Annotated in this window: 19 protein-coding genes; 13 read left to right on the top strand and 6 right to left on the bottom strand. The window is 61.3% G+C overall.

Translation table 11 applies throughout. From position 1 onward, the window contains the following. Window positions 1-50: 50 nt before the first annotated feature. A complete protein-coding gene (locus tag KBB96_RS12510; RefSeq protein ID WP_211629783.1) occupies window positions 51-2,384 on the bottom strand; it encodes a DPP IV N-terminal domain-containing protein in 2,334 nt (777 codons plus the stop codon). Continuing rightward, window positions 2,381-3,976: an aldehyde dehydrogenase (NADP(+)) gene (locus KBB96_RS12505; protein ID WP_211629782.1), complete on the bottom strand. Its 1,596-nt coding sequence runs from the start codon at window positions 3,974-3,976 to the stop codon at window positions 2,381-2,383. The genes KBB96_RS12510 and KBB96_RS12505 overlap by 4 nt, the downstream gene beginning before the upstream one ends. Window positions 3,977-4,082: 106 nt before the next feature. Here KBB96_RS12505 and KBB96_RS12500 point away from each other — a divergent pair, with 106 nt between their 5' ends. From KBB96_RS12500 to lipA, 6 genes are all read left to right on the top strand, one after another. Beyond that, window positions 4,083-5,021: a dihydrodipicolinate synthase family protein gene (locus KBB96_RS12500; protein ID WP_226373535.1), complete on the top strand. Its 939-nt coding sequence runs from the start codon at window positions 4,083-4,085 to the stop codon at window positions 5,019-5,021. 19 nt (window positions 5,022-5,040) lie between these two features. Beyond that, window positions 5,041-5,907: a hypothetical protein gene (locus tag KBB96_RS12495; protein ID WP_211629780.1), complete on the top strand. Its 867-nt coding sequence runs from the start codon at window positions 5,041-5,043 to the stop codon at window positions 5,905-5,907. A 13-nt stretch (window positions 5,908-5,920) separates the two neighbouring features. Further along, window positions 5,921-6,847 (top strand): proline racemase family protein, encoded by a 927-nt coding sequence (locus KBB96_RS12490; RefSeq protein ID WP_211629779.1) that lies wholly within the window; start codon window positions 5,921-5,923, stop codon window positions 6,845-6,847. Between the two features lie 17 nt (window positions 6,848-6,864). Further along, window positions 6,865-8,115, top strand: coding sequence for an NAD(P)/FAD-dependent oxidoreductase (locus KBB96_RS12485; RefSeq protein WP_211629778.1), 1,251 nt, complete (start codon window positions 6,865-6,867; stop codon window positions 8,113-8,115). A 149-nt stretch (window positions 8,116-8,264) separates the two neighbouring features. After that, complete coding sequence (locus KBB96_RS12480; protein WP_211629777.1) at window positions 8,265-8,795, top strand: ComEA family DNA-binding protein; 531 nt, start codon at window positions 8,265-8,267, stop codon at window positions 8,793-8,795. A 211-nt stretch (window positions 8,796-9,006) separates the two neighbouring features. After that, a complete protein-coding gene (gene lipA / locus KBB96_RS12475) occupies window positions 9,007-9,993 on the top strand; it encodes a lipoyl synthase (protein WP_264176974.1) in 987 nt (328 codons plus the stop codon). A gap of 1 nt (window position 9,994) precedes the next feature. On the opposite strand, the gene radC is transcribed toward lipA, so the two are convergent. Beyond that, window positions 9,995-10,693 carry a RadC family protein gene (gene radC, locus KBB96_RS12470; RefSeq protein WP_211629775.1) on the bottom strand — a complete coding sequence of 233 codons (699 nt, stop codon included), beginning with the start codon at window positions 10,691-10,693 and terminating at the stop codon, window positions 9,995-9,997. Window positions 10,694-10,746: 53 nt separating this feature from the next. Here radC and KBB96_RS12465 point away from each other — a divergent pair, with 53 nt between their 5' ends. Beyond that, the gene (locus KBB96_RS12465) at window positions 10,747-11,142 is read left to right on the top strand and encodes a thiol-disulfide oxidoreductase DCC family protein (RefSeq protein WP_211629774.1); all 396 of its coding nucleotides are present in this window, start codon (window positions 10,747-10,749) and stop codon (window positions 11,140-11,142) included. Between the two features lie 32 nt (window positions 11,143-11,174). On the opposite strand, the gene KBB96_RS12460 is transcribed toward KBB96_RS12465, so the two are convergent. From KBB96_RS12460 to KBB96_RS12450, 3 genes are read right to left on the bottom strand one after another with little or no spacing between them, the layout of a single operon-like run. Next, the gene (locus KBB96_RS12460) at window positions 11,175-12,155 is read right to left on the bottom strand and encodes an ABC transporter permease (protein WP_211629773.1); all 981 of its coding nucleotides are present in this window, start codon (window positions 12,153-12,155) and stop codon (window positions 11,175-11,177) included. Window positions 12,156-12,191: 36 nt separating this feature from the next. Beyond that, window positions 12,192-13,118 (bottom strand): ABC transporter permease, encoded by a 927-nt coding sequence (locus KBB96_RS12455; RefSeq protein ID WP_211629772.1) that lies wholly within the window; start codon window positions 13,116-13,118, stop codon window positions 12,192-12,194. A 12-nt stretch (window positions 13,119-13,130) separates the two neighbouring features. Beyond that, window positions 13,131-14,732, bottom strand: a complete 1,602-nt coding sequence (locus KBB96_RS12450) for a peptide ABC transporter substrate-binding protein (RefSeq protein ID WP_211629771.1) — start codon at window positions 14,730-14,732, stop codon at window positions 13,131-13,133. A 184-nt stretch (window positions 14,733-14,916) separates the two neighbouring features. On the opposite strand from KBB96_RS12450, the gene KBB96_RS12445 reads away from it, so the two are divergent. The 6 genes from KBB96_RS12445 to fusA all read left to right on the top strand — a co-directional run bounded on the left by KBB96_RS12445 (window position 14,917) and on the right by fusA (window position 24,071). Next, entirely contained in the window at window positions 14,917-16,206 is a 1,290-nt protein-coding gene (locus KBB96_RS12445; RefSeq protein WP_211629770.1) for an ABC transporter permease subunit, read from the top strand. Beyond that, the gene (locus tag KBB96_RS12440; protein WP_211629769.1) at window positions 16,203-17,756 is read left to right on the top strand and encodes an ABC transporter permease subunit; all 1,554 of its coding nucleotides are present in this window, start codon (window positions 16,203-16,205) and stop codon (window positions 17,754-17,756) included. The genes KBB96_RS12445 and KBB96_RS12440 overlap by 4 nt, the downstream gene beginning before the upstream one ends. Continuing rightward, a complete protein-coding gene (locus KBB96_RS12435) occupies window positions 17,753-19,813 on the top strand; it encodes an ABC transporter substrate-binding protein (protein WP_211629768.1) in 2,061 nt (686 codons plus the stop codon). Before KBB96_RS12440 ends, KBB96_RS12435 begins: the two co-directional genes overlap by 4 nt. A 2-nt stretch (window positions 19,814-19,815) precedes the next feature. Further along, on the top strand, window positions 19,816-20,799 hold the full coding sequence (locus KBB96_RS12430) for an ABC transporter ATP-binding protein (protein ID WP_211629767.1): 984 nt from the start codon (window positions 19,816-19,818) through the stop codon (window positions 20,797-20,799). Then, a complete protein-coding gene (locus tag KBB96_RS12425) occupies window positions 20,799-21,818 on the top strand; it encodes an ABC transporter ATP-binding protein (protein WP_345779492.1) in 1,020 nt (339 codons plus the stop codon). Before KBB96_RS12430 ends, KBB96_RS12425 begins: the two co-directional genes overlap by 1 nt. 162 nt (window positions 21,819-21,980) lie before the next feature. Next, window positions 21,981-24,071, top strand: a complete 2,091-nt coding sequence (gene fusA, locus KBB96_RS12420; RefSeq protein ID WP_211629765.1) for an elongation factor G — start codon at window positions 21,981-21,983, stop codon at window positions 24,069-24,071. Window positions 24,072-24,161 lie beyond the last annotated feature (90 nt).

The raw sequence follows: 24,161 nt of genomic DNA, 5'->3' as shown, positions 1-24,161 counted from the left end.
GAAACCCGCCCACGCGATTTCTGTAGCGGAAAAATGAGAAAAATGGCGGCTCAGTTCACCCGTGGCTCCACGCCCAACAAATTGCGCACGAAGAAATCCGCCCGGCGGCGGCTGCCATAGGGGGTTTCCGCGGCCCCGTGGTCCGCTCCCGTGATGATCAGCAACTCGAAGTCCTTGTCCGCTTTTTGGAGGGCGTTGGCAACTTGCAGCGTCGAGGCGGGGTCGACGTTGTGGTCCAGTTCGCCGACGACCAGCATCAGCTTGCCTTGCAGTTTCGCGGCGTCGGTGACGTTGGAGTTGCGGGTGTAGCTTTCATCGACAGGCCAGCCCATCCACGCCTCGTTCCACCAGATCTTGTCCATGCGGTTGTCATGGCAGCCGCAGTCGGAGACGCAGGCTTTGTAGAAATCGCCATGGTGCAACATTGCGGAGAGCGAGTTCTGGCCGCCGGCGCTACCACCGTAGATGCCTACGCGGGACAGGTCCATCCACGGACGGGTGGCGGCGGCGGTCTTGATCCAGGCGATGTGATCGGGGAGACCGGCATCGGCGAGGTTTTTCCATGCGACATCGTGAAAGGTCTTGCTCCGCCAGTTGGTGCCCATGCCATCGATCTGCACGACGATGAAGCCCAGCTCGGCCAGATCGTTCATGCGGGTCCAGGCGTGATACGGTTTCGGAACGAAGAAATCGTGCGGTCCGCTATAGATGTTCTCGATGACGGGATACTTTTTCGCCGGGTCGAAGTTGGAGGGCTTGATGAGTACGCCGTAGATGTCGGTTTTGCCATCGCGGCCTTTCGCGGAGAGCGGCTCGGCACGGCTCCAGCCGGTTTTCTGAAGGGCGGAGTCATCACCGCGTCCGAGTTCGCACACCAGCTTGCCGGTTTCCGCATTCCGCAGTTCGGTCACCGGCGGCTGGTCCATGCGCGACCAGGTATCGATGAGATGCTTCTGATCCGGAGAGAAGGTGATGCGATGATCGCCGTTCGATTCGGTGAGACGCATCAGGCCGCTGCCGTCGAAGTTCACCCGCGCGAAGTGAGTGTAGTAGGGGTCTTGCCCGGGAATAGTGCCAAGGGCTTTGAAGAGAATCGTGCGCTTGGTGGCATCCACATCCACGATCTCCCGGACGTTCCATTGGCCCCTGGTGATCTGGTTCTTGATGCGGCCGTTGGCGGTATCGATCAGGTAGAGGTGGTTCCAGCCGTCGCGCTCGGACATCCACAGGATCTCCTTCGTTTCCGGGAGGTGACGGAAGTAGAACTTCTGTGAGTAGTCGATGAAGGTGTCGGTCTTGTCCTCGTGAATCACCCGCACCTTGCCGTCCTTCGCATTGACGCCGAGGATGCGCATGAGCTGGTGGCCGCGCTGGTTGTAGACGAACATGAATTCGCTGGAGTCCGCTGCCCACGTGAGCTCCTTGATCTCCCAGGGATTCGGGAACAACGCATGATCCACCGGGATTTCCTTTTTGGCGGCGGCGTCATAGAGCCGCGGGAAGGGCTGGCGGATCGGATCGCCGGGTTTCACGTAGTCGATCTTCTCGACCTTCGGCTGCAACTGGTCCTTTGGAGAGGACTGTACCAACGTGACCTGGCGCACGGAAACATCCTTGGCGCTGGAGATCACGAAGCGGGTCGAGTCCGGAGACCAGTCCGTCTCGTTGTCGAAGCGCTCGCCCGGGGACAGCACGGTGGCATTGGCCGGCGTGCCATCCGGCAGCGGACGGATCACCAGCGTGTTGCCGCCTTGGACATAAGCTTCCGTCTTTCCATCGGGGGATACCCGGCCGCTGGTCGAGCGGCGCTCGGAACGTCGCTCGCGCGGAGATGCTTCCGCCGGTCTGCCGGTGATACGGACCACGCCGGGATAGTCCGGGGTGCGGACCATGGCGAAAGGCTTTCCCTCGCGATCGGTGATGCTCCAGACATGCCCGGAGTAGGTGGACTGGGTCGCGCTTTTGCCGGGATCGATGGTGCCGTAGGATTTGCTTTCGCCGCGGCTGTCGATCCAGTTGATGCCGATCGTTTCGTTGGTTTCGTTGCGGATTTCCAGCGGTTGCTGATCCGAGCTGTCGCGGGAACGCGCGCGTCCGAAGGGTAGGACGGGCACGTTCTTGGTGACGATCTTCGCTTGGTCGGCTTCTTCTTTGGTGGCTGCGCGGGTTTTGCCGGTGGCGAGATCGATGGCGATCACCTTGTCGCGCGTGCGTGCGAACGCGGTGCCGGTGTCCGTCCATGTCACGCGTGGTGTGCTATCGGTGACCAGCGAACGGGCCTTGCCTCCCAATTCCTTGGCGCGGTCGTAGTCGGCCTTGGTGCCTTGCGCATGCAGGCCGGTGACCAAGGCGGAGAACAGGAAGAGGGCGGCGGTGGCTTTCATTGGATGGACTCGCGGGTGTGGACGCCGTTGACGAGGCGGTCGATCTGAAGCGGATTGCAGTCGCGCAATGCTGGGGGCAGGAGGGTCTGCGGGGCTCCTTGGTAAGAAACGGGACGCACGAATCTTTCAAGCGCCGCGGTGCCCACCGAGGTGAAGCGCGCGTCGCTCGATGCGGGCCAGGGGCCGCCGTGCTGCATGGAGGTGTTCACTTCCACGCCGGTTGGCACGCCATTGATGATCACGCGTCCGGCGATTTCGGAGAGCTGGGAAACCAGCGGTGCCGAGGATGCGAGATCCGCATCATTCCCGAAGATGGACGCGGTGAGCTGGCCGCCGAGCGTGCTGAGGACATCCGTGACTTCATCCGCGGACTTGGCCACGACGAGCGTGGAGAACGGACCGAAGACCTCATGCGCGAGTTCCGGGTGGGCGAGGAACTTCTCCGCCGTGGTTTCCACCATCAGCGCGCTGCCTTGGGTGGCGGTGGTATCGGCCTCCGCGGAGCTGCGTCCGACAATCGTGAGCGCGGCGTGCTCCGCGAGTTTTCTACTGGATTTACAGTAGGTGGCGGCGATGCCTGCGTGGAGCATGGTGGTGGGCGGCACGGCGGCGAAGGCGGAGGACAACGCGGTGCGGAAGGCATCGAGGCCTTCGCCCTCCGTGGCGATGATGATGCCCGGCTTGGTGCAGAATTGTCCGGCGCCGGCGGTGGCGGAGGTGGCCAGCAGCGCGGCGGTTTCCGCAGGGCGGCTCTTCAGCGTGCCGGGAAGCAGGACGATGGGATTGAGGCTGCCCATTTCCGCAAACACGGGGATCGGATCGGGGCGGGAGGCGGCGGCATCGAAGAGCGCGCGGCCTGCGGCGAGCGAGCCGGTGAAGCCGATGGCCCTGGTGGCCGGGTGCTTCGCCAGCCATGGTCCGACCGTGCGGCCATTGCCCTGCACCATTGAGAACACGCCCGCGGGCAGACCGGTTTTTGCGGCGGCGGCGGCGATCACTTCACCGACCAACTCCGAGGTGCCGGGATGCGCTTCGTGGGCCTTCACCACCACCGGATTGCCGGTGACGAGAGCAGAGGCGGTGTCGCCGCCGGCCACGGAGAAGGCGAGGGGGAAATTGCTGGCGCCGAAGACCACCACCGGGCCGATCGGTTGCATCGCGCGGCGCAGGTCCGGTTTCGGGATCGGCTGGCGGTCGGGCTGGGCGGTTTCGATGCGCGCGTCATACCACGAGTTTTCGCGGGCGATCTTCGCGAACATACGGAGCTGGTTGACGGTGCGGCCGCGTTCGCCTTCGAGACGTGGAACCGGCAGGCCGCTTTCGAGGCGGGCGCGGTCGATCAAGGTCGTGCCGAGTTCCATGATGCCATCGGCGATCGCTTCGAGGAACAACGCGCGGGTCTCGCCATCGGCATCGCGGAAGGCTGGGAAAGCGGCCTTCGCGGCTTCCAGTGCTTCATTCACTTCGGCCTCGGTGGCGGTGGCGAAGTTTCCTTCCAGCGTGGTGCTGTCGAGTGGTGAGACGGCTTGGAAAACGGGCTGCCCGCCCGCGCTGCGGCGGCCGGCGATGAGCGATTGTCCGTGGAGTGACATGTTCGTTTAATAAACCGCGCGAGGCCGGATGGCTTGTGTCATTTTGGCACTTTCGCAGGGTATTTTGGACAATACCACTTGAAGGCGGGGCGCTATGGTCGCTGGCATGGCAACATCCGCCCGTTCCCGCAAATCTCCCGGCCCCTGGAGTGGGGTCTTCCCGGCCATCACCACCCAGATGCACAAGGATGGTTCCCTCGATATCGAAGGCACCGCCCGCCACACCGAAGTGCTCATCAAGTCCGGGATCAGCGGTCTCGTTTTCCTTGGTTCCCTCGGTGAAAACCAGTCGATGACCGCCGAGGAAAAGCGCCTGGTGATGGCGGAGATGGTGAAGACGGTGAAGGGCCGTGTGCCGGTGCTTTCCGGTGTTGCGGAGACCTCCACCGCGGAGGCCATCCGCTTCGTGAAGGACTGTGAGAAGCTGGGTGCCGATGGCTACATGCTGATGCCGGGCATGAACTACAAGACCCCGGATCCGGATGAGACGATGCTCCACTTCCGCACGGTGGCGAAGTCGACCGGCCTGCCGATCATGATCTACAACAACCCGATCAGCTATGGGAACGACATCACTCCGGAGATGTTCGCGAAGCTGGCGGACGTGAAGAACTTTGTCGCGCTCAAGGAAAGCTCCGGCAACACCCGCCGCGTGACCGATCTTCACAACACCATCGGCGGCCGTTATGCGATCTTCACCGGTGTGGATGACCTCGCGCTGGAGAGCGCCGTGCTTGGCATCGATGGCTGGGTGGCCGGCACCGGCATCGCCTTCCCGGAGCAGAACCAGTATCTCTGGGAGCTGATGCAGGCGGGCGAGTGGCAGAAGGCGGTGGAGATATACCGCTGGTTCACACCGCTGCTTCATCTCGACGTCCACATCAAGTTCGTGCAGTACATCAAGCTGTGCGTCCAGGAAGTCGGCCTCGGCACCGAGTGGGTCCGCGCTCCGCGCACCATCCTCAAGGGCGCCGAACGCAAGGCCGTCCTCAAAGTCATCCATGACGGCATCGCCAACGCGCCGAAGGTGCCGAAGCGCAAGTAATCCAAACCCTTTGCACGCAATGAGACTCCAGGCGCTCCTGCTCGCTCTCACCGCATTGGCTTCCGCCGAACCGGCGGATGTCACCGCGGTGGATCCGGCGGTGCGGGAGCGCCTGGTTTTATCTCCGTTCTACCAGCGCCAGATGCTGGTGGAGGGATTCCCGATCGTCAGTTCCGACAAGGTGGCGGACGATGCCTTGCGCGAGGCGGCATGGATCATCCGTCGCGTGCTTGATGGCCGGAAGGATATTCTGGAGGCCATGACCAAGGCGAAAGTCCACCTCACGGTGATGGCAGCCACGGAATTCACCACCGATGTGCCGGAGCACTCGAAGCTGACGCCGAAGGCCTACTGGGACCGGCGCGCGCGTGGGCTGGGTGCCACGCCGGAGAATCCCTGTGTGAGCTGTGCGGAGGAAAACCTGATCGAGTTCAAAGACGATCCGTATTCGTCCGAGAACATCATGATCCATGAGTTCGCCCATGCCATCCATGAAACCGGCATGAAGGCGGTGGACCCGACTTTCGACAAGCGCCTCAAGGCGTCCTATGACGCGGCGGTGGCGGCTGGTCTGTGGAAGGGCAAATATGCCGGAAGCAACCGCCAGGAATACTGGGCGGAAGCGACGCAGAGTTGGTTCGATGACAACCGCGAGAACGACAACGAGCACAACCACGTCAACACGCGCGTGGAGCTGAAGGAATACGATCCGAAGGTGGCCGCGCTTTGTGCCGAGGTCTATGGCGACAAGCCGTGGCGTTATCTCCGGCCCTCGAAGCGCGCTCCTGAAGACCGTGCCCATTTGAAAGGCGTGCCGGAAGGGCATGTGCGGGAATTCCACTGGCCTCCCCAGCAGGCGGATCAGAAGGAACAACCCAAGAAGTGATTTTCATCTTTTCATGAAATTCGTCCGAGTCATCGACTCCCACACCGGCGGCGAGCCGACCCGCACCGTGATCGAAGACGGTCCGGATCTTGGAACCGGTCCTTTGGCTGATCGCGTTGTCCGCTTCAGTGAGGATCATGATGAGTTCCGCCGCTCGGTGGTGCTGGAGCCGCGTGGTTCCGATGTGCTGGTGGGCGCCTTGCTCGTCGAGCCGCATGAACCGGACTGCGTGGCGGGCGTGATCTTTTTCAACAACGTCGGCTACCTTGGCATGTGCGGGCATGGCACCATCGGTCTGGTGGTGACGCTCGCGCATCTCGGAAAGATCGGCCCCGGTTCGCATCGCATCGATACGCCGGTCGGGGTGGTCACTGCCACGCTGGCCGAGGACGGCACGGTCGCGATCACCAACGTGCCGAGCCGTCGCACGATCAAGGATCTCGCGGTGGACGTTCCCGGCATCGGCGAAGTGCGTGGCGATCTAGCGTGGAGCGGCAACTGGTTCTACCTCGTCACCTCGTTGCAGGAAGAGTTGAGCGTTTCCCGCGCCGAGGAGCTCACGGCGTTGACATGGAAGATCCGTGTGGCGGCAAACGCGCAAGGCCATCCGGAGATCGATCACATCGAGTTGTTCGGTCCCGGCCAGAACGGCGGCCACTCGCGGAATTTCGTGCTTTGTCCGGGGAAAGCTTACGACCGCTCGCCGTGCGGCACTGGTACCAGCGCGAAGCTCGCTTGCCTTGCGGCGGACGGGAAACTTGATGAAGGCGATGAGTGGATCCAGGAGAGTGTGGTGGGCAGTTCCTTCACCGGATCTTTCCAATGGCTCGATCAAGCGGCCGGTGAAATCATTCCGACCATCCGCGGCACAGCCTTCATCACGGTGGACGCGCGCCTTTGTTTCGATCCTGCGGATCCGTTTCGTGCAGGCATCGTCTGATTCCTTTTTCCATCTTCATGTCCAAGCATGTCATCATCATCGGCGGAGGCGTGATCGGTCTCTCCGCGGCGGAAGCCTGTCTCAAGCGCGGCCACCGCGTGACCGTGGTCGACCGCCAGCCGCAGCAGCGCAGCGGTTGTTCCTTCGGCAATGCGGGCATGGTAGTGCCGAGCCATTTCATTCCACTCGCCGCGCCCGGGATGGTCGCGCTCGGCTTTAAGTGGATGTGGAATCCGGAGTCGCCGTTTTACATCAAGCCGCGCTTCGATCTCGATCTGGTGTCGTGGGGCATCAAGTTCATGCAGGCAGCGACCCGCTCTCACGTGGAGGCGGCTTCACCGTTGCTGCGCGATCTCAATCTCGCCAGCCGTGAACTGTATCTCCAATATGCCGCGGAGGGCGAGGATTTCGGTCTGGTGACCAAAGGACTTCTGATGTTGTGCAAGACGCAGCACGGCCTTGATGAAGAGGCGGCCGTGGCGGCGAAGGCGAACGCGCTCGGCGTACCCGCCGAGGTGCTGGATGCCGCGGGCACTGCCAAGGTCGATCCCACGATCACCATGGATGTGGCCGGGTCGGTGTGGTTTCCGAAGGACTGCCACATGGCTCCGGAGAAATTCATCGCCGTGCTGGAGCGCCGCATTCTGGCGGCGGGTGGCACCTTCCGCTGGAATACCGAGGTGACCGGCTGGAAGAAGGAGGGTGGCAGGCTTCGTGCGATCCAGACGCCCGCAGGCGAGCTGGAGGCGGATGAATTCGTGCTCTGTGGGGGCGCGTGGTCGGACGATCTCGTGCGCGATCTCGGGCTGAAGATTCCGATGCAGGCGGGCAAGGGCTACAGCCTGACCAACCCGAATCCGGTGGAACTGCCGACCCTTTGCTCCGTGCTCACCGAGGCCCGCGTGGCGGTCACGCCGATGGGGAATTCCCTCCGGGTCGGAGGCACCATGGAAATCAGTGGAAAGCAGGAGAAGATCGAGCCACGCCGGGTGGCGGGCATCCTCAAGGCGCTGCCGGACTATTTCCCGAAATTCAAGCCGTCCGACTTCGACGGCATCAAGCCGTGGCAGGGCTTCCGACCCTGTTCGCCGGACGGCATGCCCTATCTCGGACGCACCCGGGCGGCGTCCAATCTGACGGTCGCCACCGGCCATTCCATGATGGGACTGAGCCTCGGTCCGGAAACGGGTCGGCTCGCGGCCGTCCTGGTGGACCGGGAGAAGACGGAGCACGATCTGGCGATGCTCTCGCCGGACCGCTACGCCTGAAAAACCCTGGATTTGGGTTGAATAGGCGGGCGGGTGGCAGCGTCCCAGCAGACGTGTGGAAACACCTTGAGTTTTCCGCATTCCGGGCTTTCACTCTAACAAGCGTGGAAGCCTGTTTGTTCCACTGTTTAAACAACCATATCATCACCATGAAACGCGTGATTGCCACCGTGTCGGTCCTGGGTCTCTCCATGTTCTCCCTCCTCGCGGCGGACCCGACGCCCAAGGCAGGGGATGCCAAGGACAAGCCCGCTGAAACCTCCACCAAGAAGGAGAAAAAGGCCGCTCCTGCCGCACCGGCAGCCGACAAGAAAAAGGAAGAAGCCAAACCCGGCGAATCCGCTGCGGACAAGGAGCTTCTTGCTCATGCCGCGAAGTCCTCCGCGACTCTCACCGAGCCTCAGAAGGCCAAGCTGCTCGATATCGCCAACACCGGCGATGACAAGGCGCTCGAAGCCATTCCGGGTGTCGGCGACAAGAAGGCCGCCAACATCAAGGCGGCCCGTCCGCTCAAGACCGTGGACGACCTGATCCTGGTCAAGGGCATCGGTGAAAAGACCTTCGACGGCATCGTCAAGTGGGCTGCCGGCGACTTCAAGGCCGAGGAAAAGCCGGCCAAGGAAGAGAAGAAGCCCGCGGCCAAGCCGGAAGCCCCGAAGGGCGGCAAGAAGGCCGCTTGATTGGTCTCCAGTCGTGATTTTCCAAAATGCGGACGCCGGATTCCCGGTGTCCGCATTTTCGTTAAGCTTTGTGTTTCATTTGGTTGGGGAGAGCGGGCTGGCAGGCCGGAACGTTCGGGCTTCCGGCATCTTTTGTTGGATATTTGCGCTTTCCCCGGGGGGGAGGGAGGACTAGCTTCCGCGCGTCGATATGAGTGCCTGCGGTCCGAAAATGAAGATGGATCCGGCGTTGCACCGGGAGAAGAAGCCCTCCTGGATCAAAGTGCGGCTGCCGAACAACCCGGTGTTCTGGTCCACCAAATCCATGGTGCAGGACCTGAAGCTGGTCACCGTCTGTGAGGAGGCCCAATGCCCGAACCGCTGGGAGTGTTGGGGGCAGGGAACCGCCACCTTCATGATCGCGGGCGACAAGTGCACCCGCGCCTGTGGTTTCTGCGCCGTCAAGACCGCCCGTCCGGACGCCCTCGAATCGGACGAACCGGCCCGCGTGGCCGAGGCCACCCGCCGCATGAGCCTGAAACACGTGGTCATCACCGCGGTGGCGCGTGACGATCTCAAGGATGGCGGCGCGGAGCATTTCCAGCGAACCATTGAGACCGTCCGAGAGACCAATCCCGGCATCGTCATCGAGGTGCTGGTGCCTGATTTCAATGACCGCGACTGGGCCCTCCAGATGGTCATGGACGCCCGTCCGCACATCTTCAACCACAACCTGGAAACCGTCGAGCGGCTCACTCCGCTGGTGCGTTCCCGTGCGAAGTATCACCGCTCGCTGGCCGTCCTGAAGAAGGCCAAGGCGATGGTGAGCGGCCGCGTGGCGACGAAGAGCGGCATCATGCTGGGCCTTGGCGAACGCCGTGAGGAAATCCTCCAGGCGATGGACGATCTGCTCGCCCATGATGTGACCGTGCTCACGCTCGGCCAGTATCTCCGCCCGACGCCGAAGCACCTGCCGGTGGTGGAGTACATCGAGCCCGCCGTGTTCGATGAACTGAAGGTCATCGCGCTGGAAAAAGGTTTCAAGCACGTCGCCAGCGGCCCGCTGGTGCGCAGCTCCTACCACGCCGCCGACTTCCGCCCGGAACTCGACATCATGGATGCGGTGGACAGCGATGTCCGAGCGGCCAAGGGGCTTGAGCTCGGACCGGAACACCTCGCCATTCCGGCCGCGAAGTCGGATCTGGTGAAGGCGATCTGAGTCAGCGGATCACGCCCGCTTCACGGAATGAAAACCATGCCTGCCGTGCAGGCGACGGCCGCCCGATGATGATGTGATCGAGGAAGCGGAGTTGCATCAACTCCGCGGCTTCTTGAATGCGCCGTGTCATCGTTTCATCCGCTCCGCTCGGGCGCGGATCACCGGAGGGGTGGTTGTGTGCGAGGATGAAGCCGTAGGCGCCATGGGTGAGTGCCGGACGCAGGATGTCCCGCGGGTGGGCGATGGTTTCATTCACCGTGCCCATCGAAATGGAAATCGTGCCCGCATGGTGCAGCCGGGTGTCCACCAGTAGCACGACGAGATGTTCCTGTGTTTGGTGACCGAGTTGCGGAGCGAGAAAATCATAGATTCGTTCCGGTGAATCCAGCGGCGTGAGATGGACCTGTTCGCGTGCCACCCGCGCACCGAGTTCGAAGGCCGCCGCCAGTTGTGATGCCTTCGCGAGGCCGAGTCCCTTTTCCTTCGCCAATGCGGTGACCGGCATTCGCCCCAGGGCACCGATGGAGCCGTATTTCTGAAGCAGATCCCGGCCGATCTGAATCGCACTGCGGCCCTTGGTGCCAGTGCGGATGAAGAGCGCCAGCAACTCCGCATTGTCGAGCGCGGCTGGTCCGAAATGGGCGAGCTTCTCGCGCGGGCGCTCGGCGGTTGGCAGATCCTGGATGCGGGCGGGCTCCATGGGAGCTAACATCCGGTGTTGCGCCGCATGCCGGAAGCGCAAAAAGTGATGGGGTGAAATGGATCGTGTTCTTCGACGGCGAATGCGCCTTCTGCTCCGGCAGCATCCGGTTGCTGGCGCGGTTGGATTGGCATGACCGCGTCCGCCTTTCCCCGCTGCAAGGAGAGCTTGCGAAGTCGAAGGGCATCACCATGCATGAAGATCCCGCGGATGACACCATGGTGGTGTTCCGCGAAAGCGATGGGAAAGCGTTCCATCACAGCTCCGGCTGGCTGGAGCTGATGCGGGCGCTGGGTTTTCCTTTCAACCTCGCGTTGGTGCTCGCGATCGTGCCGAAGCGATGGCTGGACGCGCTTTATCGTTGGATCGCCCGCAACCGCTACCACTGGTTTGGCAAGGCCGACCATTGCAGCCTGCCGGAGCAGGCGGTGGTGCGGCGTTTGGTTTGATAGTGGCGGCGGTTGGAAACCGCCGCCACGCATCACTTCGCGGACTTCGGGTCGAGCGCGTCGCGCAGGCCATCGCCGAGGAAGTTCAGAGAGAACAGCGTCAGCGAGAACAGCACGGACGGGAAGAACAGCGGCCAGGGATTCGAGAACATCACGTTCGCTCCTTCCTGGATCAGCACGCCCCATGAACTGTTCGGGGCCTTCACGCCAAGGCCGAGGAACGAGAGCGTGGCTTCGAAAAGCATGATGCCCGGAATCGTCAGCGTGGTATAGACGATGATCGGGCCGAGGGTGTTTGGCAGGATGTGGCGGAAGAGGATGCGCAGGTGGCCGAGACCGAGCGAGCGGCAGGCTTCCACGAAATCGAGCTTCGCCACGCTCTGCACCTGTGCGCGCACGATGCGGGAAACGGTGAGCCATGACAGCGCGCCGATGGCGATGAAGAGAGGAACCAGCGAGGTGATGGGTTCCACCCACGTCCGTACCTTGTCGAGTTCCGGCATGCTCGCCTGGTTTCCTGCGACCATGTTGACGATCGCTTCAGTCAAGAGGTTGGTCCGAGGGGTCAGCACGACGGACAAAAGGATCACGATGACCAGAAACGGCAGCGCGAAGAGGATGTCCACGATACGCATCATGGTCGCATCCACCTTGCTGCCGACATAGCCGGCGGCGGAGCCCCAGACGATGCCGATGGAAACCGAGACGAACGTGGTGATCAGGGCGACCAGAATGGAGATGCGTCCGCCGAACACCGCCCGTGCGAAGATATCTCGGCCGAGCTGGTCGGTGCCGAACCAGTGTGAACTGGTAGGCGGGAGGTTCTTGCTCGGGAGATTCAGAGCGTTCGGGTCTTGAAGGGCGTTTGGGATGAAAGGCAGGACGACACAGACCAAGCCGATCAGCATCAGGACTACCAGACCTGCGACGGCAGCCCGGTTGTGGCTGAGGCGTAGCCAGGCATCACGCCAGAGTGATGTGCCCTTCTGGGCGGTGGGAGAAGCGGAAGACATGGTCTTGGGCAAAAGATGGATCTCGGGAGCGAGGGATCAGGACGACTTCCGCAGACGCGGATTGAGCCACAGGGCGAGGACATCGGTGACGAAGTTCGCCAGAATGATGAGAGAGCCGAAAAGCAGGACCGGAGCCATGATCATTCCAGCGTCGCGGGATTCGATGGCCTTGATGAAGTGGCGTCCAAGACCTGGGATCTGGAAGACGGTCTCGATCACCACCGAGCCGGAAATGATGCCTGCGAAAGCCGGCCCGAGGTAGGCGACGGCGGGGATCAGTCCGCCACGGAGGCAATGGCGGAAGACGATCTGGAGGCCCGGCACGCCCTTCGCGCGAGCGGTGCGGACAAAGTCCTGGGACAAGGTGTCCAGCATGCCGGCGCGTGTGAGGCGCGAAATATAGGCGGCATAGGCCAAGCCGAGCGTCACTGCGGGAAGTATCCAGGTCGAGGGATTGGTCCGGTCCCAGCCCATGGAAGGAAACCAGTGCAAGTTTCGTCCGAAGAATTCAGCCAACAGCGGTCCGATCACGAAGGATGGCAGGCAGATGCCGATCATCGCGGCCGCCATGGAGCCGGTGTCGATCAGGCTGTTTTTCTTCGCCGCGGCAAGACATCCCGCCGGAATGCCGATGGTTACCGCCACAAACATCGCCACGACTCCGAGTTGGACGGAAACCGGGAACGCCTGCGCAATCACGTCCGTGACCTCCCGTCCTTCCAGGCGGGTGGACAGTCCCGGATTGCCGGTGAGGTAGTTTTTCAGCATGATCCCGTATTGTTCGGGCAGGCTTTTGTGCAGTCCCCACTGCTCCTCCATCCTGGCCCGGATGTGCTGCGGGATCGCTTTCTCGGATTGGAAGGGTCCGCCGGGCAGCGCCTTCACCAGGAAGAACGTGACCGTGAAGAGGACGAAGAGGACGACGATGGCCTGAAGCAGCCGGTTGAGAATATTCTTAAACATGGCGTGCGGCGATCAGGGAGTGTCGAGGTAGACGGCCTTCCACGGATGGTTGTCCAGCAGCAGGGGATACCAGCCTTTCATCTCCGGGCGCTGGAGATAGTTCCGTGCTTGCCAAGCGTAAGGAATGATCGGTTGCTCATCCATGAGCAGGTGCTCGGCCTGTCTGAATTTGTCGAGGCGCTGCAAGGGATCGGCTTGATGGGCGGCCTCGTTGAGGAGGCTCTCGAACTTCGTGCTGGCCCAGCCGGTGTTGTTGTTACCGTTGTCCTTTGTCCACATCAGGAGGAAGGTGCTGGGGTCGAGGTAGTCCCCGATCCATCCGGCGATCGCGAGGTCGAAGTTCATCGACTGCTGGGCGCTGATGTAGGAGCCGAAGTCCTTGGCCTGGATGTCGATGAGGATGCCGAGCTGCTGTTTCCACATCGCCTGCAGGGCTTCGGCGGAGGTGCGGGCGCCGGCACTGCGGATAAGCAGGGTGTAGCGGGGGAAGCCGCGGCCTTCCGGATAGCCGGCTTCCGCCAGCAACTTGCGGGCTTTTTCCGGATCGGAGCCGACTACCGGGTCCGGTTTGTAGTCGCCCATTTGCGGAGTGAGGGTATCAGCAGGCTGGTAGCCCTTGAGGACAGCGTCGCACAGACCCTTCCGGTCGAGTGCGAGGGAGAGCGCCATGCGAACCTTCGGATTGTCGAGGCCCGGGCGGGTGGTATTGATGCGAATGAAGGCGCTGCCGACATAGGGCTCCTGATGGAGTTCTTTCGGGTATTCGGCCTTCAACTTGTCCACCAGATCGGGCGGCACCTGGTAGCCGGTGTGGAGCTGGCCGGACAGGAAGGCACGGGTTTCGGAGTAGAAATTCTCGATCGGGATGAAACGGATGCCGTTGAGCTTGACGGTTGCGGCATCCCAGTAGCGCGGGTTGCGGGTGACCTCGAGGTGGTCGTTGAGCTTCCACTCCTTCAGGACGAAGGGACCGTTGGACACCATGTTGCCCGGCTCGGTCCATTTGGTATGGCGGTCGGTCATCTTGCCATACTGGAGGATCACGTGCTTTGGCACCGGGAACCAACTGTAGTGGCGGGTCACGCCCGGCAGATAGGGCACCGGTTCGCGCAATGTCACCTTGAGGGTGTAGTCATCCGGAACGGCGATCCCGACTTCCTTGAAGTCCTTGATCTCGCCCTTGTTGAAGGCTTCGGCGTTCTTGATAAAGTAAAGCATTTCCACATACGGCGCGGCGAGGTCCGGGTGGAGGTTCCGGTGGTAGGCGAACTCGAAGTCGTGAGCGGTCAGCGGGGCGCCGTCCGACCAAGTGGCTCCCGGTCGTAGGTGGAAGGTCCACTCGGTGTAGTCCGCGTTGTGTTCCCACGAGGTGGCCGCACCCGGCCGATAGGTGGCGTCCTTCTCAGGATCGTCTGCGACCAGCCCTTCCAGCACGGACCGGATCACATTGGATTCGATCACGCCGGTGACCAGGTGCGGGTCCAGGGCCTTCGGGTCGTCACCGTTGCCGACGAGGAGGACTTTTTCGCGGTTCGCCCGCTCGACCTGGGTTTCCCGCTGGCAGGATGCGAGCAGGAGGGTGGAGAGGGCGAGGACGGCAATCGGTCGGAACATGTCGGGCGTGAGTCTGCCGGGGTGAATGTGGATTGGGGAACAGGATTTTTCCCAAAATTGCCGAAAACGGGAGCGGATTGCGTGCCGCTTTTGGTGAGTTCTCTGATCTATTTGATAGAATGGTTCAGTACTTGCATGGTCGTTACGGGCGGGTAGAACCGCCGAAGCCTTTTCCATTCCACCTTTGACTGCCTATTTCATCCGCCGCCTCCTGCTGATTCCGCCGACTTTGGTGGGGATCACGCTGCTGGTCTTCCTGATCATGCGCAAGGCTCCCGGTGGCCCTATGGAGCAGAGCATGTCCCGCTTGTTAGGTGGAGAGGGGAAGCGGACCCGTGCGGAATCCGGGTTCTCTTTGAAACCGGCGCAGGTGCTGGAGCAGGAGGAGAAATACAACCGCGACAAGCCATTGATGGTCGCCTATTTCGAATGGCTCGGGCTGAAACCCCGTGATTTGGAAAAAACCGGGGTCGAAATCCCGGTAGGACAGAAGGAGGCGATCATCCCCGTCCCTGCGACCGTTTTCGAGGCGAAGGTAACCCTCAAGGATGACGGAAGTGCCATTCTCGAACCCGTCAAAGACGCCGATCTGACAGGGTGGAAGGTCCGGATCCGGACACCGCAGGAACAGGCGGAGCGATGGGAAAAATGGCTGCAGGGTGTTCCGCTCCGCAGTGAGATCGGCTACCGTGCCGTGCTTTATCGGGAGGGCTACGATGGATTGCTCCAGGGCAGCCTCGGCAGTTCTTCCAAATATCAGGATCCGGTCTGGCAGATGATCGTGAACCGGATACCGGTCTCGATCTACTTCGGCATCATCAGCTTGATCGCCACCTATGGCATCTGCGTGCCGCTGGGAATCGTGAAGGCCATCAAGCATCGTACCTGGCTGGATAATTTGACTTCCGCTGCGGTATTCGCGGGCTATGCCGTGCCGGGGTATGCGCTGGGCTCGCTGATGGTCGTTTTCCTCGGCGCGAAGTTGGGATGGTTTCCGATCCGCGGATTCACCGGAGACAATTTCGAGAGTCTTACCTTGGCGGGCAAGATCAAGGATCTGTACCAGCACACCGCAATGCCCGCCATCTGTTATCTGGTCGGCAGCTTCGCGCTCACGACGATGCTGATGAAGAACTCCCTGATGGATAACCTGGCGGCCGATTACGTGCGGACCGCCACGGCCAAGGGGGTATCATTCCCATCGGCGGTGTTCCGACATGCGTTCCGCAATTCACTGATCCCCATCGCCACCACCTTCGGAAACAATGTTTCGCTGCTTGTGGCTGGGTCCATGTTGATCGAACGGGTTTTTGACATCAACGGTTTCGGACTGCTCCAGTTCAATGCGATCCTCGAGCGTGATGAACCTCTCATGATGGGCGTGCTCTTCATCTCATCCACCCTGCTGCTGATCGGAAACATCCTGTCCGACCTGTGCGTGGCCCTAGTTGATCCCCGAGTGACTTTCAAATGACCTTTCCCCGCAAACTCGGGCTGTTGCTGCTTATCACGGCGATCGGGGCGGCGGTTGGCTATGAAGCCGGCCTGGCTTTGCCGTCGCTACGGTGGTTTTTCTCTTTCGCCGCAGAGCCGGTGACCTGGTTTGGTGAGGCCCGGCCGATCAAGAACTGGATTGGTCACGCGATCTGTCTGGGACTCGCCCTTGCCGGTCTTCTGATGATCGTGTTTGGCGGCGGCTTTCAGTGGAATCCGCTCACGCTCCGGAAATTCAGCCGCTTCCGGTCGATCGGGCGTGGGTGGTTGTCTTTCCGCATTCTCGTGATCCTGCTGTTCGTGGCACTGCTGGATCAGGTGCTGGTGGGCAAGCGGGCACTGGCCGTCAAGCACGACGGACACTGGGTATTCCCGGCCTTCGTGCAGAAGATTTTCACGGAGCGGGAGTTCGGCGGTTCCGACGATCAGGAAACCAATTATCGCGAACTCCATGAGAAGTTCTCCAAGGAGGGGGGCGGCAACCGCGTGATTCTGGCGCCCATTCCGTGGGACCCTACTTTCGATTCAGACGATGTGGTCCAGCGGCCTCTCGTGGAAACGGATGGAAAGCTTTACCGCCCGGGAGAAACGGAACCTTACAACGGACAAGCCGTGAAATTCCGGGCGGAAGCCGCTGACGAGAAAGTCGTCGTGTCCCGTTTCCGGAAGGGCGTACGGGATGGGAATGCGTTGCTTTACGGAACTGGCCAGGAATTCCTCGGGCGCGAAGTGTGGAAGCAGGGTGTCAGGGAAAGCACCACCGCTCCGGAAGGGACGGCCGAACTGCCCACCGGGCAATGGATCGAGGAAATCTTCCCGCCCGCGCCGCCGACGATGAAGGCCCGGCATTATCTCGGCACCGACTCCAAGGGCTGGGATATCGCGGCGCAAATGTTCGGAGGACTTCAGGTGATCTTCAAGGCCTCCGTCTTCTATCTGGTGCTCACTTACGGCATTGGCATCATTCTCGGCGGGTTGTCCGGCTACTTCGGCGGTTGGTTCGACCTGATCCTCCAGCGGGTGATCGAGGTGCTGTCCAATGTGCCATTCCTGCTGGTGGTGATGATCATCACGGCGAACCTCGGCCGGGACAACATCCAGCTCGCGAATATCCTGCTGATCTACTGCTTCTTTTCCTGGATGTATGTCGCCACCTATCTCCGGACCTCCACCTACAAGGAAAAGGCGCGCGACTATGTGGCGGCGGCGCGGGTACAGGGTGCGGGTACCATTCGTGTGATTTTCCGGCACATCCTTCCGAACGCCCTTTCCCCGATCGTAACCCTTTTGCCCTTCAGTGTGGCGGGCCTGACCACCTCTCTTACCGCGATGGACTTCCTCGGCTTCGGCCTCCCGGACCGGTATCCGAGCTGGGGCCGCGTGCTGGATGACGGGACGTCGAACCTCACCTCGCCATGGATCGTGACCTCGGTGTTCGTGGTCATGGTGGGCTTGCTCATTCTGGTCACCTTCGTGGGAGAAGCGATCCGCGAGGCTTTCGATCCGAAGAAATTCACCACCTACCGATGATGCGTCCGCTCCTTGTTTTTGTCGCGGTTGTCTTCACGGCCGTCTTGTCATCGTGCCAGCGTCAGGCTGGTTCGGGCGAGGCCGCCTATGACAATACCGCCGAGCGCATCGCCTTTTACGAACGCTACAATGCCGAGGTGCTGAAAAAGCTTCAGGACCGCCGTGCCGAGCTCGATGCCGCCCTGGCAAAGGACCTTCCTGATCCGGAGCGGAAGGACAAGAAGAGCGAATCGGATGCGCTGAACCACCATCTGGAGCGGCCGAAATACTTCGAGGTTTTCACCGAGGCCGATCTGCCGAAGGATCTGCAATGGGAGGATGGCCAGGAGCAGCCCGATCTGGGCTCGCCCAAGGCGAAGAAAGGAGGCACCTATCATAACATCATCCAAGGAAACACCTATCCGCCGACGATCCGATGCGTGGGAGCCGAGGCGAACAATTCCTTCCGGAACTGCCACTGGGATGACATCGAGATCGGTCTGACGTCATTCCACCCGGACACCGCACGGGTCATGCCGGGTGTCTCGGACCGATGGTCGGTGGCTGCCGACGGGCAGACAATCTACTACCACATCGACAAGGACGCACGTTGGTCGGACGGGAAAAAGGTGAAGTCCGGCGACTTCATGATGACCTTCTACGTCTACCTTTCCCGCTATCTGACCGAGCCATACTACCGCACGTATTTCGGAGAACAGTATTGGGGCATCGCCACCTATGGGGACGATTACTTGTGCATTCGCTTGGCTTACCCGAAACCATTGGCGGCGGCGCAGGCAGGGGTCTATGCCTTTCAGGAGGACTTCTACCGCGAGTTCGGACCGGATTTCGAGAAGCGCTACAACTGGCGTCCCCGCCCCACCACCGGAGCCTACAAGATCCGCGAGGAGGACATCGACAAGGGACGTTCGATCGCCATGACCCGGGTGAAAGACTGGTGGGCGAAGGACAAGAAATTCTATCGCAACCGCTTCAATGCCGATCGCATTGAATACACTCTGGTGCGGGATGAGGAGAAAGTCTTCCAGCTCTTCCTCCGCGGAGAAGTCGATTGCTATCTGCTCAACGATGCTAAGAAGTGGTACGAAAAGACCGAAGTGCCGCAGGTCTTCGACGGCTATATCGAGAAGGCCACGTTCTACAACGAATACCCGGCGATTTCCCGGGGCCTCTATTTCAATCTCAGCCGCCCCTTGCTTTCGAACCAGGACATCCGGATCGGGCTCCAGCATGCCTCGAATTTCGAGAAGGTCATCGAGATGGACCTGCGCGGCGATGGAGAGCGACTCAATCTTCTCTGCGCCGGGTTCGGGGAGTTTTCGAACCCGAACGTCCGCACCCGGCCTTTCTCGATCCATCTCGCACGCGAAGCCTTCGCACGTGCCGGGTTCACCAAGGCTGGCGCGGATGGAGTGTTGGAAAACGCGCAGGGACAGCGGCTTTCATTCACGATCAATTTCTCCAAGCATCCCATCATCGATCCCATTATGCTGCGCATCAAGGAAGAGGCGCTCCGCTGCGGAGTCGAATACAAGCTGGAGGGGATGGACGGCACGGCGTCCTTCCAGAAGGTCCTGCGGAAGGAGCATGAGATCGCGTTCACTGGATGGCAATTGACGCCTCCCTTCCCGGACTACTTCCAGCAGTTCCATTCCTCGGAAGCCTATGAACCGGGATCGGACAAGCCGCGTCCGATGACGAACAACATCTCCGTGTTCTCCGATTCCAGCGTGGATCCCATCCTGGAGGAAAACCGCGCCGCCCGCAGCTTGGAAAGCATCAAGGATTCGAGCTGGAAGATCGAAGAGATCATGAACGACCGGGCCATCTGGGTGCCCTCCTACGAGCGTCCCTTCTTCCGCGTGGGATATTGGCGCTGGGTGCGCTGGCCGGACAATTTCAATGTCCGTCTCACGAACGAGGCGGATACCAGCTACGTCCACTGGATCGACAGCGACATCAAGGCAGATACCGAGGATGCGATGAAGCACGGGCGGACCTTCCCCGAGCAGAATCTGATCTTCGACCAGTACCGGAAGAAGACTCCCGAGAAATGACCATGTCCGATCCTTTGCTTCAGGTTCACGATCTCATCACCGCCTTCGATACCGATGGCGGCTTGGTGCGTGCGGTGGACCACGTGTCCTTTGAGGTTCCGCGCGGCAAGACCGTCGGCATCGTCGGCGAGTCCGGTTGCGGCAAGAGCGTGACGGCCATGTCCATCATCCGTCTGCTGCCGCAGCCGATGGGCAAGATCCTGCACGGCGAGGTGAACTTCAAAGGCCGCAATCTGCTCAAGGCCACGGATGCCGAGATGCGCAAGGTCCGCGGCGGCGAGATCGGCGTGATTTTCCAAGAGCCGATGACGGCCCTCAATCCGGTTCACCGCATCGGCAAGCAGCTTTCCGAATGCTTCATCCTCCACAAGAAGATGAGCAAGAAGGACGCGTGGCATGCTTCGATCGAGATGCTGAAGCTGGTGCGCATTCCCGCGCCGGAGCACCGCATCTCGGATTACCCGCACCAGCTTTCCGGTGGCATGCGCCAGCGCATCGTGATCGCCATGGCGCTCGCCTGCCGTCCCGATCTGGTGATCGCGGATGAGCCGACCACCGCGCTCGATGTGACCGTGCAGGCCCAGATTCTGGATCTGATGAAGCAGCTCCAGGCGGAGATGGGCATGTCCGTTGTTCTCATCACCCACGATCTCGGGGTGATCGCCGAGACCTGCGACGAGGTGGTGGTGATGTATGGCGGCCGGGTGGTGGAAAAGGCTCCCGTGCGCGAGTTGTTCGAGCGTCCGCTGCACGCCTATACCCGCGGTCTGCTGGCCTCCATTCCCACGCTGGCGACTCCCCGGAAATCCATCCTGCCGACCATTCCCGGCATGGTGGCGGGTTTACTTGATCTCGTTCCCGGGTGCCGTTTTTGCCAGCGGATGGGCCGTGAAGGGGCCGTTTTGCGTGAGCGCCCCGCGTTTGAAGAGGTTTCTCCCGGTCATTGGGCGGAGACATGCCCGAATTGTTTCGAAGAGCCAAAATGATGCAGCCGATCCTTTCCGTCCGCGACCTGAAGGTCCATTTCCCCGTCCACGGTGGTCTGTTTCTGAAACAGACCGGGGCTGTGCGCGCGGTGGACGGGGTGTCCTTTGACATCGCTCCGGGGGAGACGCTCGGTCTGGTGGGGGAGTCCGGCTGCGGAAAGTCCACTCTCGGCAAGGCGATCGTCCGTTTGGAGAATTCGACCCAGGGCTCGATTGCGTTCGAGGGCCGGGACATCACCCGCGCCAGCACTGGGGCCATGCGGCCTCTCCGCCGCGATCTCCAGATGGTCTTTCAAGATCCGGTGGAGTCTTTGAATTCCCGCCACAGCGTGTTCGAGATTCTGGAAGAGCCGCTCATCATCCACGGGGCGGGGAATGCCGCGTGGCGTCGCCAGCGGGTCGCGGAGCTTCTGGATCGTGTGCGCCTGCCGAAGACGGCGGCCGAAAAATACCCGTTCGAGTTTTCCGGCGGTCAGCGCCAGCGCATCGGTATCGCCCGGGCCATTGCCCTGGAGCCCAAGTTGATCGTGTGCGATGAGCCGGTCAGCGCCCTCGATGTTTCGGTGCAGTCCCAGGTGCTGAATCTCCTGTTGGAACTCCAGCAGGAAATGAAGCTCTCTTATCTCTTCATCGCCCACGATCTGGCGGTGGTGAAACACATCTCCGACCGCGTGGCGGTGATGTACCTCGGCAAGATCGTGGAGCTGGCGGATGCGGAGAAGATCTACCGCGATCCCCGCCATGCCTATACCAAGGCACTCCTTTCCGCGATTCCGGAGCCCGATCCGCTGGCGGTCAAAAAGCGTATTCTCTTGGAAGGCGATGTTCCGTCCCCGATCAATCCGCCCGCAGGCAGCGCCTTCGGCCACCGCATCAAGCATCCCCGCTACGAGGAAACCATCGGCAAGGAACTCCCTCTCGTGGAAATCGAGCCCGGCCACTGGGTCGCCGCCGACCCTTGCTGCCTGACTGATGCCGATTGGCAGGCGGTTTCCGGACGGGTCATGGCTGCCGTGTGACGGCACTGGCGTGGGATTTCCCGGTTGCGGAGGCGCAAACCGGGAGCATCTTCGCCCTCCCCTGCGGAAAATCCGACTCCGGCATTGCCAAATGCCGCTGGCCGACTAGCAATTCGCGCGGCGTGGCCAGCCGGCCCCCGAACCCCACTTACACTCAACGGCATGAAAGACCTCTCCAAATACCGCAACATCGGCATTTTCGCCCACGTGGACGCCGGCAAGACGACCACGACCGAGCGTATTCTCAAGCTCACCGGCAAGATCCACAAGATCGGTGAAGTGCACGATGGCGCTTCCACCATGGACTTCATGGAGCAGGAAGCCGAGCGCGGCATCACCATTCAATCGGCGGCCACCACCTGTTTCTGGAAGGACCACCAGTTCAACGTGATCGACACCCCGGGCCACGTCGACTTCACCATCGAAGTGTACCGCTCGCTGAAAGTGCTCGACGGCGGTGTGGGCGTGTTCTGCGGTTCCGGCGGCGTTGAGCCGCAGTCGGAAACCAACTGGCGCTACGCCAACGACTCCGAAGTCGCACGCGTCATCTACGTCAACAAGCTCGACCGTATTGGCGCTGACTTCTACCGCGTCGTGGGCCAGGTCAAAAAGATCCTTGGCGCCCACCCGCTGGTGATGGTCCTGCCGATCGGCACCGAGTCCGATTTCGCCGGCGTGGTCGACCTTCTCAGCATGAAGGCCCACATCTGGGACGAATCCGGCCAGCCGGAAAACTTCAAGATCGAGGAAATCCCCGCCGACATGGTGGAGAAGGCGAAGGAATATCGCGCCGCCCTCATTGAGACCGCCGTCGAACAGGACGACGAACTCATGGAGAAGTACCTCGAAGGCGAAGAGCCCTCGATCGAGCAGATCAAGAAGTGTATCCGCAAGGGCACGATCGATCTCGCGTTCTTCCCGACCTACTGCGGTTCCTCCTTCAAGAACAAGGGCCTGCAGCTCGTGCTCGATGCCGTGGTGGATTACCTCCCGAGCCCGACCGACGTGAAGCCGCTTCCCGAAGTGGACGAAGAAGGCAACGAGACCGGCAAGTTCGCCATCATCGACCCGACCGCCCCGTTCCGCGGCCTGGCGTTCAAGATCATGGACGACAAGTTCGGCGCACTGACCTTCACCCGTATCTACTCGGGCACCATCAAGAAGGGCGACGTCGTGCTCAACTCCTTCACCGGCAAGACCGAGCGTATCAGCCGCATGGTCGAAATGCACGCTGACGACCGCAAGGAAATCGACTCCGCCCAGGCAGGTGACATCGTCGCCATCGTGGGCATGAAGAACGTGCAGACCGGTCACACGCTTTGCGACGAGAAGAATCCGGCGACCCTCGAGCCGATGGTGTTCCCGGATCCCGTGATCTCCATCGCCGTTGCTCCGAAGGACAAGGCCAACGCTGAAAAGCTGGCCACCGCCATCGGCAAGATGATCCAGGAAGACCCCTCGTTCCGCGTCGAAACCGACGAGGAAACCAATGAGATGATTCTCAAGGGCATGGGCGAGCTCCACCTCGACATCAAGATCGACATCCTCAAGCGCACCCACAAGGTGGAGGTCACCGTCGGCGCCCCGCAGGTCGCCTATCGCGAAACCATCACCAAGGCGGTCAGCGACGGCTACACCCACAAGAAGCAGTCCGGTGGTTCCGGTCAGTTCGCGAAGATCGATTACACCATCGAGCCAGGCGAACCCGGCTCCGGCTTCATCTTCGAATCGAAAGTGGTCGGCGGCAGCATTCCGAAGGAGTTCATCCCCGCCGTCGAAAAAGGCTTCAAGACCTCCATCGATAAGGGACCTCTTGCCGGCTACCCTTGCTTGGATTTCAAGGTCACGCTCACGGAAGGTGGTTTCCACGCGGTGGACTCCAGCAACATCGCCTTCGAAATCGCCGCAAAGGCCGCGTATCGCCAGACCATGGTCAAGTGCGGCCCGCAGATCCTCGAGCCCATGATGAAACTCGACGTCTTCGCTCCCGAAGAGAAGGTCGGCGACGTCATCGGCGACCTCAACCGCCGCCGCGGCATGATCCAAGGCCAGGAGCCGACCCCGGGTGGTGTCCGCATCAAGGCCGAGGCCCCGCTGAGCGCCATGTTCGGCTACATCGGTGACCTGCGCACCATGACCTCCGGTCGTGGCCAGTTCTCGATGGAGTTCAGCCACTACGCTGCGACGCCGAAGAACGTCTCCGATGACGTCATCGCCAAGGCCAAGGCCCGCGAGGAAGCGAAGAAGAAGTAAGCTTCTTCCGATCCAGTTCCCAAGCCCCGTCATCCGCAAGGGTGGCGGGGCTTTTTTCATGCCGGTACCGGTGGGCATCCGACCGTTGGA

Source organism: Luteolibacter ambystomatis (assembly GCF_018137965.1).
In the GTDB taxonomy this organism is placed as follows: domain Bacteria; phylum Verrucomicrobiota; class Verrucomicrobiia; order Verrucomicrobiales; family Akkermansiaceae; genus Luteolibacter; species Luteolibacter ambystomatis.
This window is presented reverse-complemented; position numbering and strand designations above follow the sequence as displayed.